Below are 13,625 nucleotides of genomic sequence, written 5' to 3' on the forward strand. Positions count from 1 at the left end.
CTCAATCTACCTATGATTTTTTCTGATAAAAAAATCAATAGTATTCTGTATATATTCACATTCTTCGTTATCAAGAATCTCATAGTTGGAGAAGGGAACTACTCTCTCTCCAATGTCCTTATCTTCCAGGTATCCTGCCATTTTATATAACTTTATCAGGTCAACCTGATAAAGTTCAGATAGTTTCTTAAGCACCAAAGGAGAAGGTTCGTTAACCTGCCCAAGTTCAATACGATTTAAACGGGTAGTTGTTATTCCTGTACTGTTAAACACATCATTTAAACTTAGATTTCGTTTCGTCCGCAACAATCTTAAATAATCACCAATTGAACTCATAAATACTCCTCCATGGTTTAATTATAGCAAATTTATAACGATAATGCAATATTATTTTATAATTATTGCTATTTCGCAGCGATAATTATAGTTTCCGAGTGATTGATGCATCTATCTTGTTTCTGCTTAATATTAAAATAACTGAATAACTGTCATTAATTCAGCTATTTTTGTGATTTCACTTATGCGCACTTTGAAAAATTATTAGGCGCAATATTTTTATCTATCCTGTTTACTCGACCCTCAAAAAAATGGCCGTTATCTAATCTGGTAACTCAACTATTAATTTTCGGGACGGTTGATATGTTCCCTCAAGCAACAAAAATAAGGGTTTCCTGACATTGCCACATCCGGCAGAGTGGCCTGTAAAAAAGCTAAATGTTTGGAAACCCTTTATTTACAAGCTTTTTAGTTCTTTATTTCTTAACCCTTGACATCAATGTTACGCACTCAACATGACACGTCTGGGGGAACATGTCAAAGGGCCTCACCCGCCGGAGGACGTAGCCCCCCTGGCTCAGAAGCATAAGATCCCTGGCCAACGTAGCGGGGTTGCACGACACGTAGATCACGTGGGGCACCGCCGCATCCACCATGGCCCGGATAACCTCCGGATGACAACCTCCCCTGGGAGGATCCAACACCACCGCCTGGAAGTCACCCCCCAGGTCCCCCAACACATCCTCGGCGGCCCCCAAAAGGGGCGTAACCCCATGGATCCCATTGACCTGCAGGTTCTCCCTGAGCCCCTCAACGGCACTGGGCCACTCCTCCACCGCCACCACCCGACGCCCACCGGCGGCGATCATGCCGGTGAGGCTTCCCACCCCGGAGTAGAGCTCCAACACATCCCGGGCCCCAGTCTCATCCAAAAGGTCCACCACGTGCTGAAACATCCGCTCCGCCTGGTGGGTGTTCACCTGAAAGAAGGACGTCACGTCGTAGGAGAGACGCATACCCCCTAGGACCTCCCACATCCGGTCCCTTCCGATCCCCCAGGCGAAGTCCCCGTCCCAAACGAAGTTGGCGTCCCTTCGGTTGCGGAACACCGAAAGGCCCACCACGCCCAAGCCCTCCAGCAGGCGGAACAGCCCCTCCAGGTCCGAGAGGAGCCTACCCCTGGGATCCTGCCTCATCACCAGGCTAACCAACAGCTCCCCGGTTCGCATCCCGTGCCTCACCACCACCTCCCTCAGCGACCCAGAGGGCCTATCCCCCTCTCGATAGGGGGATAGGAGGCCTCCCCTGATCCGGGGCTCCAGGAAATCCCTTATGAGCCCCATGACCCGGTTGATCTCATCGGACATGACAGGACAGGATCGCAAGGGGACCACCTCATGGGAGAAAGGCCGGTAGAACCCCATGCCCCACCCCCTCCCTTGAGAGCGAACCGGGACTATGGCCTTGTTCCGGTAGCCCCACTGAAGGGGGGACATCTCGCAGGGCTCAACCGGCGGGTCCTCAAAGCCCCCGATGCGCCTCATAGCGTCCTGGACCACCCTCCGCTTCATGGATAGTTGAAGGGGATAGTCCGCGTGCTGAAGCTGGCATCCTCCGCAGCACCCGAATAGGGGACACGGGGGATCCCTGCGGTCCGGCGATGGAGACAGAACCTCCAGAAGCCTGGACCTGGCGTAGGTCCTCTTAACCGTCTCCAGCGAAACCCTCACCCTCTCGCCCGAAAGGGCCCCGGGAACGAAGGTCACGAAGTCCCCTATCCTGCCTACCCCCTCCCCGGAGCTCCCGGTGGAGGATATATCCAGGTCCAAAACGTCTCCAACCTTAAACAAGGCCAAACCCCCAAGCGGATGATGTGCAAGCCTAAGATAAAATAAAAGGCCCGTGGGCAGTTCCCACGGGCCTAGTATAACCCACGCTGAGGGGCTAAGTTACTTCTTCTCCTTCATCAGCCCATATCCTGCCTCGAAGGCCTTGGTGTTGAGCTCCTCGGTACCCTTGGGGACCCGGTTCAGGATGGCCTGCTTCATGGATTCGGGCTTCATGAGCCCCTTTACCTCCAGGACCCGGGCCACAGCCCCCAGGGCCACCATGTTGGTGACTATCTCCCGGCCCAGCTCCTCTCGGGCGGTCCTGACTATGGGGAGGGGGTATATCTCCGCCTCCACCTTGGGGTGCTCGGTCACGAAGAAGTCGTCGATGATCACGATCCCCCCCGGCTTGGTGTCTGCCGAGTACTCATCGCAGGCCTTCTGGGTAAGGATAACCTGAAGATCCGGCGATGATGCCTTGGGGTAGTCGATCTCGGTCCTGGCTATGACCACCTCCGACTTGGATGCACCTCCCCTGGCCTCGGGACCGTACGCCTGGGTCTGGACCGCGTAGAGTCCCTCCTCTATGAGGGACGCCGCCTCCCCAACTATGACCGCTGCCAAAATTACCCCCTGGCCACCGGAACCCGCCAGACGGATCTCGAAACGATCGCTCATGGTGTCGCTACCCCCTTACCCGCTCTATGAGCTGCTGATACCTGTGGGTGTACTCCTCACCCTTCACGTTGTGGAGCTCACCGATCACTATCTTTCCCTCCAGCTCCTCGGGGGACATGGTATCAGCCTTGGCCTTCATCACACTGTGATCCTTGAAGAAGTTGAAGTTGTCCAGGGGACGGCTCCTCTTGTTCTTCCGGCCGAACTGGGTGTGGCAGTGGGTCACGATCTCCACCACCGAAAAGCCATCGTTCTGGATCGCCTTCTTGATGAGGGTCTCGCAGAGCTGGGGCTGGGCTATGGTGGCCCGGGCCACGTAGGTGGCACCCGCCCCGATGGCCAGCTTGCATAGATCGAAGGCGGGATCTATGGCCCCGTAGGGGGTGGTGGAGGCATAGGCCCCATGGGGGGTGGTGGGGGACGCCTGACCACCGGTCATGCCGTAGATGTTGTTGTTCATGACGATGGCGGTTATGCCGATGTTCCTGCGGCAGGCGTGGATGAAGTGGTTACCCCCTATGGCGGAGCAGTCCCCGTCACCCATCACGTCGACGACCGTGAGTTCCGGGTTGGCCAGCTTAACTCCGGTGGCGAAAGCCAGGGAACGGCCGTGGGTGGTGTGCAGGGTGCAGGCGTTCACGTAACCGGGAAGGCGGCTGGAGCAGCCTATCCCGGAGGATATGACCGTCTTGGTGGGATCCTTCTGAAGATCGCTGAGGGCCCTAAGAAGGGCATGCATCACTATACCGTGTCCACAGCCGGGGCACCAGATGTGGGGCATGAACTGGCTGCGGAGCCACTTCATAACGTCCTCGCGGGGCATGGTTACGCCACCTCCTCGACAGCGGCCGCTATCTGGGCCGGCTTGAAAAGCTCACCGTTTATGAGGGTCTTGGATATGACCTCCGCCACTCCGCCCATTACCCTCTCCACCTCCAGGACCATCTGTCCCGCGTTGAGCTCCGGCACGATGACCTTCTTTACGTTGGAGGCCAGGCTCCTAAGTTCCTTGTCAGGGAAGGGCCATAGGGTTATGGGCCGGAAGTGACCCACCTTGACCCCCTTGGCCCGGAGCTCCCGGACCGCCCTCAGGGCGGAACGGCTGACGCTTCCGTAGGAGACCACCAGGACCTCCGCGTCCTCCAGGGACTCGCAGGAGTACTCCACTATCTCATCCCGGAACCGGTCCACCTTGCGGATTATGCGGGTGGCCTTCTTGTCTATGTCGGAGGCGTTGTTGGTGGGGAAGCCCCAGTCGTTGCTGGTCAACCCCGTCACGTGCCAACGGTAACCATCGCCGAAGGCCGCCATGGGGGGCACGTCATCGTCATCCGCCTTGTAGGGGACGAACTGGTCCGCGGGGACGGAGGGGCGCTTGCGATCCACGGTCTCAACCGAGTCGGGGACTACGATCTTCTCCCTCATGTGCCCCACCACCTCGTCGGTCATTATGAGGACCGGCTGGCGGAAGCGCTCGGACATGTTGAAGGCCTTAACGGTCAGATCGAAGCTGTCCTGGACTGAGGAGGGAGCGTAGGCTATGGTGCCGTGGTCCCCGTGGGTGCCCCAACGGGCCTGCATCACGTCCGCCTGGGAGACCTTGGTGGGAAGCCCGGTGGAGGGGCCACCCCGCATGACGTCCACCACCACCAGGGGGATCTCCGCCATGTAGGCGTAACCCAGGTTCTCCTGCTTGAGGGAGAAGCCCGGGCCAGAGGTGGCGGTCATGGCCTTGACGCCAGTGAGCGCCGCCCCTATGGCGGCGGCTATTCCGGCGATCTCGTCCTCCATCTGGATGAACTTGCCGCCCACCAGGGGGAGCTCCTCCGCCATTACCTCCGCCACCTCGGTGGAGGGGGTGATGGGATAGCCACCGTAGAAACGGCAACCGGCGGCTATGCCGCCCATGGCGATGGCCTTGTTGCCCTGCCAAAACTCGACCCTAGGCATTGTCCTCACGCTCCTTCACGGTGATGGCGAAGTCCGGGCAGATGTTGTCGCACTGGTGACACCCTATGCAGTCGTCCTGACGGGCCGCCTCACACTTGACCCTGCTGTCCAGCTCCAAAACCTTCTTCGGGCATATGCCGATGCAAAGTCCGCACCCCTTGCACCATTTCTTGTTCACAAGGACGGAGAACTTCTTGGCCAAATGCGCCACCTTCCTTCCCTCGAAATGTAAACCCTCGCCCAGTTCGCCCTCTGACAGCACAATTATGCCAGCCTCTCCCAGGTCTAGCAAGCAAAAAATGCGTTTATATATTGAATATACTTACTCAAAACAGACAATTCAAAAAACATCGCTAGGGTTAAGCCAAATTAAAGGCGTGAGGGGTATGCCCCCTCACGCCCGACGGGTTTAACCAGTGATCCCCTAGACCACCGCCGGTTCCAGGATCAGCTCTCCCCGCTCGAAACGCTTGTAGTGGAGCATGGATATATCGATGGACGTGGTGCCCTTGGTGTAGAGCTCCGCTATCAGCTGCCCGGAGATGGGGGCAAACATGAACCCGTGACCCGAGTAACCGGTGGACAGGTAGAAGCCCTTCACATCCGTCTCTCCCAGCTCCGGCTGCTTGTCGGGAGTCATGTTGTACATGCCAGACCACTGGCGGACAACCCGGATACCCTTGGTCCTGGGAAGTACCTTGACGAAGGTCCTGGACATGTGCTCTAGGAAGTCCGCGGTGCCCCGGTTCTCGAAGTCCTCCGGGTGCCCCTCGGGGCTGCAACCGCCTATTATGGATCCGTGGGGACGCTGCTGGATGTAGTAGTTACCGGAGAAGCTCATCAGCATGGGAGGGCAGACACCGAACTCCACCGGCTCGGTTATTATGATCTCGTGCCGCTCCGAGTAGTTGGGAATCTTGACTCCCGCCATGGCGGCGATGAACTGGGCGTAGGGACCAGCGCAGTTGACCACAGCCCGGGTGGATATGAACCCCTTGCTGGTCTCCACCCCCGCTATACGATCCCCCTGGACCCTTATCCCCGTCACCTCGGTGAACTTGTGGACCGTTACCCCAAGGCGCTTGGCCGCCTCCTGGTAGGCGAAGGTGGTGAGAAACGGATCCGCGTGACCGTCCCGCTCGTGGAAGGTGAACCCCACCGCGTCATCCGCCGAGAGGCCCGGGCATATCTCCAGGGCCTCCTCCCTGCTGACCACTCGGGTCTTTATCCCCAAGCTGTTCTGGAGGGCCATGCTCTTCTTGAGGGTCTCGAACTCGCTCTCCTTGTAGGCCACCATGAGGTAGCCGCACTGGTTGAGCCCCACGTCCATCCCCAGCTCCTCCTCCAGCTGCTCGAAAAGGTTCAGGGACGCAAGCCCCAGACGGCAATTCATCTCGGTGCCCCACTGGGCCCTTATGCCGGCACCGCAACGGCCGGTGGAGCCGGAGCAGATGGAGCCCTTTTCCAGGACCACCACGTCCTTGACGCCGAACTTGGCCAGGTTATAGGCCACCGACATCCCCTGGACCCCACCACCAACCACGACGACTTCAGCGGTATCCTTCCACTCCATCATTCCCGACCCCCCGAGGCTAGGATGCCAAGCTTTACGGGCTTAACCGGCGGACGGATGGTCCCCGCGGGGATCTCCGCCACCGGCCTGCCGGTCATCCTGGAGATCTCCCTCAGTATCATCTCCCTGCAGCCCCGCCCCTGACAGGGGCCCATGCCAACCCGGAGGAGACGCTTGAGCTCGTCAAAGGTGTCGTAACCCCGCTCGATCCAGTCCCTTATCTCCCCCAGGGTGACCTCCTCACAGCGGCATATCACTATGCCCCGCTCCCGGTTCTCCACTTCCTCGTTGTCGCACACGTTGCCGGCCCTGATGACGTCGCTCATATCACTTCACCACCCTCACGGCACGAACCTTATCGACCAGATCAACCGGTACCCCCACGTGAACCACCAGGGTGGAGTCCTTCCAGGGCTCGGTCACCGCCTCAACGGTGCTCTCGAAGACCACCTGACCCACCCGGTCAAGACACTGAACCCGGTCACCCTTCTCAGGACGGGGCAACATCTCATAGGGCAGCTTCATCAACGCCATGCCCTCATCCCCCCAGGTGAGGTCCACCACGAAGCAGGCCAACCCCGGGCACTTGGCCACACACATGGCACACCCGGTGCACTTGGAGTAATCTATCTTGGGAACGTCGTTTATATCCTTGAACGGAATGACCGCACCGGTGGGACAGCTGGTGTTGCAAGGGTTGCAGGGTATCCGTTGGGGACACTCGATCACCACCAGCCCGTTCTTCTTCCCCTTCCAAAGGTCCATGGGGGGAAGCTCCGCCCCCTCCCGATGCTCCACCAGGATCCCGCTGTTGAACAAAAGCTCCTTATCGGTCATGGCCTACTCCTCCCAACCGTCCACCATAACCTGGCTTATGCCGGCCCGGATCTTCTCCCCCACCTCGCCGGCCCGCAGGTGACCAAGCCTGCTCCAGTACTCGTCCAGCTTGCCCGGGTCCCCCTTGAACCCCAGGCTCATGGCGGCGGACAGGCCCGCTATGCGCCCCTCCACCATGGCGGCGCTGGCCTCCTCAATGCCGGACGCGTCCCCCGCCACCCAGATGTCCTTGTGGCTGGTCCTCATGGTCCTGTCCCGCAGGGGCACGTAACCGCACAGATGGGGCACGTACTTCATCTGGCACCCCGCCTGCCAGCACAGCTCCACGGTCGGGGATAGGCCAACCGCCATACAGATGATGTCGCAATCTATCTCCTTCTCGTTGCCGATGCCGGAGCAGCGATCGTCCACTTCCTGGATGATGGCCCCCTCAACCACCTGGCTGCCGAGGGCCTCCTTTATGCTGTACCTCAGGTATATTGGGACCCCAAGCCGGCGGATCTTGGCGGCGTGCACCCAGTAGCCTCCCACCTTGGGCATGGCCTCCACAACCGCCGCCACTTGAACCCCCGCCTGCATGAGCTGATAGCTGACGATCAGCCCTATGTTGCCCGCCCCAACCATGAGGACCCTCTTGCCAGGGACAACCCCGTAGACGTTCATGAGGGTCTGGACCGCCCCGGCCCCGTAGACGCCCGGCAGGTCATTGTTCGGGAAGGGGATCAGCCTCTCCTGGGCCCCGGTGGCCACTATCACCTTCTTGGCGGAGACCCGGAAGTACTCCTCCTCACCCCTCATGGCGGTTATGGTGCCATTCTCGGGATAGTAGCCGGTAACCGTAACGTTGGTGTGGACCTCAACCCTGTCTCCGGCGGATCTGATCTCGTCGAGAAGGATATCGGCTATCTTGTAGCCCCTGGTGCCCGCGTACTCGTCCTTGCTCCCGAAGAACTTGTGGGTCTGCTTTATCAGCTGCCCACCAAGCTGCAGGTCGCTCTCCAAGACCGTTACCCTGGCACCGCAAGAGGCGGCCTCCGCCGCGGCGGATAGCCCCGCCGCGCCACCACCGACGACCAAAACGTCCGTGCTCATCATGCCCATCGCGCCCCCTTAAATGGACACCTTGCCCTTGCCAACCTGGGTCCTGACGTCCATGCCCTCCTCAAGGGGGGTGACGCAGGTCCTCACGTTGGGGACACCGTTAACCACCATGAAGCAACTGCTGCACTTGCCTATGGCGCAGAAGAAGCCTCGGGGACGCTTCATCTCAGGCGTTATACGATATACACGAACCCCGTTCGCATGAAGGGCCACCGCTATCGGCTCCCCCTCATATCCCTCCATCTCCTTACCGTCGAAGGTGAACTTCACCCTTCTTCCATGTCGGTAATTCAGTATGGGATGCTGGTCAATCAGGTGCATGCCTCATATCCCTCCTCGAGCTGTTAGAACGGATATCGCCGAACACCCACCACAGCCAACGAACCTAGGTTACCCACCTCCCAATCGCGTATAATCTAAATACAAAATGCTGTATAGAAGATATACTACTCCCACTTATCAGCCATGACAAGACGGGGGACCGAAATCGGGCTCCCTCAGATACATCACCCGCACATCCACCGGGGACTCCAGGGAAGAGAGCCCCGCCTCCACGGACCGGATCATCCCCCTAATCGAGGGGGATCTAAGCTCCTCAAACCTGAAGGGGGTCCCCTCCAGCCGCAGCTCCTCACACCTTGGACCCCTCACTAACCGGACCCCACTGCCCGCCAGGCGCCCCATAAGATCCCCCGCCTCCACCATGTACGGCCCCCAACAGGGACCCGAGGACGGATCATCATAGATGGCGGCGTACAGGAAGCCCCGCTTGGCCCTCACGAAGGCGCACGTGGGCCCATCCCATAGGGGAGGCTCGAAGGCCATGGCGTCCAAGGTGGACACCGGGTACACCTCCACCCCCAAGGCCTCCGCCAGGCCAGCGGCGTAACACACCCCCACCCGGAGCCCCGTGTAGACCCCGGGACCCACGACAACCCCTATCCCCTCCAGGGACTGAAGGCTGACGTCCAATAGCCTGAGGAGATCCTCCACCACGTTGGGCAAAAGGGAGGACTGTCGCCTACCTAAGTCCAACCTGACCTCCCCAAGGATACCCCCCGCGTCCACCACCCCCGCGGAGGTGAGCCCGCAGGAGGTGTCCAAAAGCAACAACCTAGTCAACCTTACGCCCCCCATCCAGATCGTTCCCCTCCCGGTAGGAGGCCAACGCCACCTCCAAGGAGGCCAAGGCATCCGGCGAGAGGGCGGACGCCTTGATCCACCGGCTCTCCGGGTGGTCCCCCATGGAGATCTCCATGTCCCACCTATCCCGGTAGGGCCCCCTGTCCATTCGGCTGGCCCACTCCACCAACACCACCCTTCCCTCGTCCAGGTACTCCCACAGGGCCAGGTGATCCACCTGGTGTCCCTCAAGCCTGTAGAGATCCACGTGAACCAGGGGAGGCTCTGAATCGTACTCCTTGACGATCAGGAAGCTCGGGCTGGACATGAAACCTATACCCAGGCCCCTGCCAATGGCCTGAACCAGGGTGGTCTTCCCCGCCCCAAGCTCCCCATCAAGACAGACCATTAGCCCCGGATAGAGTCCATGAGCCATGGCCCTCCCGAGGCGCTCCATGTCCGCCAGGTCCCTTACCTCAAACCGATGCTCGATTCCCATATCAATCCCGCCTCGCCGCAATGGATATCATTATCAGTGTCCCCGCCACCAGGGCCCCCAACACCATCATGGGGGACCTGATGGAGATGACGGGGTGTTTAACCTTTATGGCCACCAGAACCACCAGGGCGGAAAGGAACCCCAGCAGGGTGAACTTGAGCCCCCTAACCCTGGCCCGCCTGGCCGACTCCCGGTCAGCGACCCTCCGATGGCGCCTGTCCCTCTCCCTATACATCCCCAAGCCCCCCCAAAACCAGAGCGGCCTGATGGGCGATCTCCCGGGCCAATATCCCGTCCGCCCTTCCCGAGGAGGCCAGCCGCTCCCCGGCAACCCCGTGCAGGATCACCGCCAGACAAACCGCCTCCTCCACGTCCCCCATCCTTGCGATGGAGGCTCCGATAATGCCCGCCAGCACGTCTCCAGAGCCCGGAACCGACAGGTTCGGGTGCCCGGCGCAGACCACCGACAAAGCCTCCCCCCTCATCACCACCGAGTTCCGGCCCTTGAGGACCACGCCGCCGAACCTAGAGGCCAGGGCCTCTGCTGCATCCCGTCGGTTCTCCACCACCCACCGGCTGGAGGTCCCAAGCAGGCACGCCGCCTCCCCCTCGTGGGGGGTTATCCAGAGGCTGCACCGGGCCTCCCGGGGGAGCCCCGTATCAGCCAGGATCCTGAGTCCGTCCGCATCCAACACCAGGGGCCCATCCCAAGAGGAAAGAACCCGGCGAACCAGGGAAGAGGCCCCCTCCCCCCGGCCCATGCCGGGCCCCAAGACGAGACACCGGATCCTATCCCCGTAGGAGGAGGCGATCACATCCCAGGCCTCGGACGTCAAATCCCCTCTCCCGTCCGACGGAAGGGGGAGCACCATGGACTCGGGCACCAGGTGCCCATAGGTGGGAGCCCACTGGGAGGGAACCCCGCAGACCACCCATCCGGCCCCCCCGCACAGGGCCCCCATGGCAGACAGAAAGGGGGCTCCGCCGAACATGCCGGATCCCCCCAAGACCGCCACCATACCCCGGTGGGACTTGTTCTGCCCCGGCCACATGGGGAGCCTCATGTGAGACAGGTCCTCGTAGCCTACACCCACCACGTCTGCTCGCTGGGGCAGGACCAACCGGGGGGGAACCCCTATGGGGGAGACCACCATCTCCCCCACGTGATCGAAGGCGGGGGTGAACATGGCCCCGCTCTTCGGGGCCAAGAAAGTGACCGTCAGATCCGCCCGGACACCCACTCCCAAGGACACCCCGGTCCTGCCGTGGAAGCCGGTCGGCATGTCCAGGGCGACCAGGGGCCCTGAGTAGGTTTCGAGGAGAAGCTCCACCAGCCTGGCCACCTGCCCCCGGATCTCCCCCCCTGATCCGGTGCCAAGAAGGGCATCCACCACGAGACATGCCCCCCCAAGGAGGTCCGACACCTCCGGATCCGAAACCTCCGACGAGGCCAGGACCCTGCCACCACAGGCCAGGTACATGTCCTCCGCCGCCTTGGAGTCTCCCCTCCTGTCCACGGAGGTGGACAGGACCACCACCTCGGCCCCACGGATCATCAGATGCCTGGCCACCACAAACCCATCGCCCCCGTTGTTGCCAGGCCCGCAAAGGATCACCACCCTGCCGGTGGGGCGAAAACGATCCCAGATCACCGAAGCGGCGGCGGCCCCCGCGTTCTCCATCAGGATCCCCCCGGGGACCCCCATCCGCACGGCCGCCCTATCCGCCTCCCTCACCTTATCAGGGTCGTAAGCGACGATAGGCAACCTAACCATCCCCCTCCAAGACCACGAAGGCCAACGCCATCCCCCCCTCGTGGGTTATCGATAGATGGACGGACCTAAGCCCGATCCCCTCCCCATACTTCACCATTTTATCATCAAGGCAGACCACGGGCCCCGAGGAGGTCCGCCGGACCCAAGCCCCCTTGAATCCCATCCTGGCAAGTCCGATGCCGAAGGCCTTGGCCACCGCCTCCCGGGCGGCGAAGGAGGCCGCCAGGCTCTGGGCGGGATCGTGCCGCCCCATGGCGTACTCCAGCTCCTCCTCCACGAACACCCTCTCGAGGAAGCCGGGGACCCCTATCTTGCCCCTCATCCTTGCTATGGAGCACATGTCAACCCCAACTCCGATTATCAAAGAAGACCCCCCCATCGAGATCCAAAAGGGCGGGGACCCTCCCGCCGCAGATGATTATATCCCCAGCTCCTTGACTTCCCACATAAACCATGATAGCCTTCTAGCCTAGAATGCTGCGTGATATTTCATCATGCTAAATAAAAAGGAGGAAGCCATGAACACCACGACCTTCGATCGATTCACCAAGGGGGTAACCGCGGTAACCCGCCAGCTTCCACCGTCCCTTCGGGAGGAGATCCGGCGGATGGTGCGGGACATCCAGTTCAACCTTCCATCAGCGGATAACAACGGACCCCTTAGGGAGGCCATCGCCAAAATCCACCAGGTCCCAATAGATAGGGTCCTCATCTTCCGATCCCCCCGGGATCTCATGAAAGACCTGCGGCTATCCCTTGTGGAGGGTGAGGTGCTGATGCCCTGGACCGAAGGCGGGGCCCGGGAGGCCTTCCAGGACCTGGGCTTCAACGTAACCCAAATCCCATGGATCAAGGATCCTGAAGGGGAACTCTCCCTGGATATCCAGGGCTTCCTGGACCGCTGGTCCTCCTTGAGGCCCAAGGTGGTCTACCTTGACCTTCCCAACGACCCAACTGGGGTGGCCCTGGGGGAGGAACGGGTCTCCGAGCTAACCGGTTTCACCGGAGGGTCCCTATGGGTGGTGGATCAGCGGTACGCGGACTTCTCCCCCCAGGTTCCATCCCCCTCGGACCTGCTGCCCCTGGCGGGCAGGGGGGGCATGGTGGTGCTCAGGTCCTTCTCCCTCTCCTGGGGGATGGGGGCCCTCGACGGGGCCTACGCCATCATCAGCTCCGAGGAGCTGGGGCGGCTCTTCCCCTCCGCCAACTCCATGGAACAGCCCCGGGGAGAGATCCTCAGGTACATGGTGGACCAGTGCGGCGGATGGATGGAGTCCAGGACCTATTCCTGCCGATACCTGGCGGACGAGTTCAGGCGAGGCGCGGAGGCCATCCAGGGACTCAGGGCCTACCGGGGAGAGGGACCCTTCGTCCTCCTGGAGAGCCAGCGCCTCGGGGTGGTGGAAGCCCTCAGCGGGGCGGGAGAATGGGTGTTCAAGGTGGAGCTGCCAGGCACCTGGGGGGAACTAGTTCAGGTGTTCGCCTCGTCGGAGGACAGGCTAGCGTCCACCCTGGAGGAGCTTCGGACCATTCTCGAGAATGAGAGCGCTGGAGAGGGTGAGCTCTTCACCGCTTGATTGCTTGATTGAAATTTCTGCTTGCAACGGTTGGAGTTAGCATCTATCCTTGGTTTAAAGCCCATAGTCAGGGGGGATGACCAAGGTGGCCGACAGGTGGAAGGACAGGTTGACCGATCAGCTGTGCAGGGCCTTTCTGGCCCTGGAGAGGGAGGAAGAGGTCTATAGCTTCCTGGAGGACGTAGCCACCATCGGGGAGATCCGGGCCTTCGCCCAGAGGCTGGAGGTGGCCAGGCTACTGTCCGAGGGCATGACCTACCCCCAGATAGCCCAAAGGACCGGGGCCAGCACAGCCACCATAAGCCGGGTGAGAAAGTTCCTGGAGTACGGGGCAGAGGGCTACAAGATGGTTTTAGAGAGGCTGAAAAGGGCCTCGGCAGACAAGTAGGGAGAGGGGGGATCCCCCCT

The 13,625-nt window shown here is 60.6% G+C and carries 18 protein-coding genes; 2 read left to right on the forward strand and 16 right to left on the reverse strand.

Going from position 1 to position 13,625, the window contains the following annotated elements:
* Positions 1-6 precede the first annotated feature (6 nt).
* The 16 genes from TACI_RS04945 to acpS form a co-directional block, all read right to left on the reverse strand.
* Positions 7-336, reverse strand: coding sequence for a helix-turn-helix domain-containing protein (locus TACI_RS04945; protein ID WP_012869709.1), 330 nt, complete (start codon positions 334-336; stop codon positions 7-9).
* Between the two features lie 416 nt (positions 337-752).
* Positions 753-2,126 carry a 23S rRNA (uracil(1939)-C(5))-methyltransferase RlmD gene (gene rlmD / locus TACI_RS04950; RefSeq protein ID WP_012869710.1) on the reverse strand — a complete coding sequence of 458 codons (1,374 nt, stop codon included), beginning with the start codon at positions 2,124-2,126 and terminating at the stop codon, positions 753-755.
* Positions 2,127-2,225: 99 nt separating this feature from the next.
* On the reverse strand, positions 2,226-2,783 hold the full coding sequence (locus tag TACI_RS04955; protein ID WP_012869711.1) for a 2-oxoacid:acceptor oxidoreductase family protein: 558 nt from the start codon (positions 2,781-2,783) through the stop codon (positions 2,226-2,228).
* A gap of 7 nt (positions 2,784-2,790) precedes the next feature.
* A complete protein-coding gene (locus TACI_RS04960; protein WP_012869712.1) occupies positions 2,791-3,606 on the reverse strand; it encodes a 2-oxoacid:ferredoxin oxidoreductase subunit beta in 816 nt (271 codons plus the stop codon).
* A gap of 2 nt (positions 3,607-3,608) precedes the next feature.
* A complete protein-coding gene (locus tag TACI_RS04965; RefSeq protein WP_012869713.1) occupies positions 3,609-4,733 on the reverse strand; it encodes a 2-oxoacid:acceptor oxidoreductase subunit alpha in 1,125 nt (374 codons plus the stop codon).
* Positions 4,726-4,935, reverse strand: coding sequence for a 4Fe-4S dicluster domain-containing protein (locus TACI_RS04970; RefSeq protein WP_012869714.1), 210 nt, complete (start codon positions 4,933-4,935; stop codon positions 4,726-4,728). The genes TACI_RS04965 and TACI_RS04970 overlap by 8 nt, the downstream gene beginning before the upstream one ends.
* 222 nt (positions 4,936-5,157) lie before the next feature.
* Positions 5,158-6,306 carry an NAD(P)/FAD-dependent oxidoreductase gene (locus TACI_RS04975; RefSeq protein ID WP_164925160.1) on the reverse strand — a complete coding sequence of 383 codons (1,149 nt, stop codon included), beginning with the start codon at positions 6,304-6,306 and terminating at the stop codon, positions 5,158-5,160.
* Complete coding sequence (locus tag TACI_RS04980; protein WP_012869716.1) at positions 6,306-6,632, reverse strand: (2Fe-2S)-binding protein; 327 nt, start codon at positions 6,630-6,632, stop codon at positions 6,306-6,308. Before TACI_RS04980 ends, TACI_RS04975 begins: the two co-directional genes overlap by 1 nt.
* Position 6,633: 1 nt before the next feature.
* Positions 6,634-7,143, reverse strand: coding sequence for a 4Fe-4S dicluster domain-containing protein (locus tag TACI_RS04985; RefSeq protein ID WP_012869717.1), 510 nt, complete (start codon positions 7,141-7,143; stop codon positions 6,634-6,636).
* A gap of 3 nt (positions 7,144-7,146) precedes the next feature.
* Positions 7,147-8,244, reverse strand: coding sequence for an NAD(P)/FAD-dependent oxidoreductase (locus TACI_RS04990; protein WP_341271032.1), 1,098 nt, complete (start codon positions 8,242-8,244; stop codon positions 7,147-7,149).
* A gap of 9 nt (positions 8,245-8,253) precedes the next feature.
* On the reverse strand, positions 8,254-8,565 hold the full coding sequence (locus TACI_RS04995) for a (2Fe-2S)-binding protein (protein ID WP_012869719.1): 312 nt from the start codon (positions 8,563-8,565) through the stop codon (positions 8,254-8,256).
* A gap of 138 nt (positions 8,566-8,703) precedes the next feature.
* Positions 8,704-9,366 carry a tRNA (adenosine(37)-N6)-threonylcarbamoyltransferase complex dimerization subunit type 1 TsaB gene (tsaB, locus tag TACI_RS05000; RefSeq protein ID WP_012869720.1) on the reverse strand — a complete coding sequence of 221 codons (663 nt, stop codon included), beginning with the start codon at positions 9,364-9,366 and terminating at the stop codon, positions 8,704-8,706.
* Complete coding sequence (tsaE, locus tag TACI_RS05005) at positions 9,359-9,865, reverse strand: tRNA (adenosine(37)-N6)-threonylcarbamoyltransferase complex ATPase subunit type 1 TsaE (RefSeq protein ID WP_012869721.1); 507 nt, start codon at positions 9,863-9,865, stop codon at positions 9,359-9,361. The genes tsaB and tsaE overlap by 8 nt, the downstream gene beginning before the upstream one ends.
* Before the next feature lies 1 nt (position 9,866).
* Positions 9,867-10,100, reverse strand: coding sequence for a hypothetical protein (locus TACI_RS05010; protein ID WP_012869722.1), 234 nt, complete (start codon positions 10,098-10,100; stop codon positions 9,867-9,869).
* Entirely contained in the window at positions 10,093-11,631 is a 1,539-nt protein-coding gene (locus tag TACI_RS05015) for an NAD(P)H-hydrate epimerase (protein ID WP_012869723.1), read from the reverse strand. Before TACI_RS05015 ends, TACI_RS05010 begins: the two co-directional genes overlap by 8 nt.
* A gap of 1 nt (position 11,632) precedes the next feature.
* Positions 11,633-12,004 (reverse strand): holo-ACP synthase, encoded by a 372-nt coding sequence (gene acpS, locus TACI_RS05020; RefSeq protein WP_012869724.1) that lies wholly within the window; start codon positions 12,002-12,004, stop codon positions 11,633-11,635.
* A gap of 154 nt (positions 12,005-12,158) precedes the next feature.
* Between acpS and TACI_RS05025 the strand changes: the two genes are divergently transcribed.
* Together TACI_RS05025 and TACI_RS05030 are read left to right on the forward strand one after the other, a co-directional pair.
* The gene (locus TACI_RS05025; RefSeq protein ID WP_012869725.1) at positions 12,159-13,217 is read left to right on the forward strand and encodes an aminotransferase class I/II-fold pyridoxal phosphate-dependent enzyme; all 1,059 of its coding nucleotides are present in this window, start codon (positions 12,159-12,161) and stop codon (positions 13,215-13,217) included.
* 85 nt (positions 13,218-13,302) lie between these two features.
* Positions 13,303-13,605 carry a YerC/YecD family TrpR-related protein gene (locus TACI_RS05030; RefSeq protein WP_012869726.1) on the forward strand — a complete coding sequence of 101 codons (303 nt, stop codon included), beginning with the start codon at positions 13,303-13,305 and terminating at the stop codon, positions 13,603-13,605.
* The last annotated feature ends 20 nt before the right edge of the window (positions 13,606-13,625 follow it).

Source organism: Thermanaerovibrio acidaminovorans DSM 6589 (assembly GCF_000024905.1).
Taxonomy (GTDB): Bacteria; Synergistota; Synergistia; order Synergistales; family Synergistaceae; genus Thermanaerovibrio; species Thermanaerovibrio acidaminovorans.

Excerpts from the sequence above, each read along its gene's own strand:
- TACI_RS04945 (WP_012869709.1), bottom strand. The coding sequence starts at position 336 with ATGAGTTCAATTGGTGATTATTTAAGATTGTTGCGGACGAAACGAAAT.
- TACI_RS04955 (WP_012869711.1), bottom strand. The coding sequence starts at position 2,783 with ATGAGCGATCGTTTCGAGATCCGTCTGGCGGGTTCCGGTGGCCAGGGG.
- TACI_RS04960 (WP_012869712.1), bottom strand. The coding sequence starts at position 3,606 with ATGCCCCGCGAGGACGTTATGAAGTGGCTCCGCAGCCAGTTCATGCCC.
- TACI_RS04965 (WP_012869713.1), bottom strand. The coding sequence starts at position 4,733 with ATGCCTAGGGTCGAGTTTTGGCAGGGCAACAAGGCCATCGCCATGGGC.
- TACI_RS04975 (WP_164925160.1), bottom strand. The coding sequence starts at position 6,306 with ATGGAGTGGAAGGATACCGCTGAAGTCGTCGTGGTTGGTGGTGGGGTC.
- TACI_RS04980 (WP_012869716.1), bottom strand. The coding sequence starts at position 6,632 with ATGAGCGACGTCATCAGGGCCGGCAACGTGTGCGACAACGAGGAAGTG.
- TACI_RS04985 (WP_012869717.1), bottom strand. The coding sequence starts at position 7,143 with ATGACCGATAAGGAGCTTTTGTTCAACAGCGGGATCCTGGTGGAGCAT.
- TACI_RS04990 (WP_341271032.1), bottom strand. The coding sequence starts at position 8,244 with ATGGGCATGATGAGCACGGACGTTTTGGTCGTCGGTGGTGGCGCGGCG.
- TACI_RS04995 (WP_012869719.1), bottom strand. The coding sequence starts at position 8,565 with ATGCACCTGATTGACCAGCATCCCATACTGAATTACCGACATGGAAGA.
- tsaE (WP_012869721.1), bottom strand. The coding sequence starts at position 9,865 with ATGGGAATCGAGCATCGGTTTGAGGTAAGGGACCTGGCGGACATGGAG.
- TACI_RS05010 (WP_012869722.1), bottom strand. The coding sequence starts at position 10,100 with ATGTATAGGGAGAGGGACAGGCGCCATCGGAGGGTCGCTGACCGGGAG.
- TACI_RS05025 (WP_012869725.1), top strand. The coding sequence starts at position 12,159 with ATGAACACCACGACCTTCGATCGATTCACCAAGGGGGTAACCGCGGTA.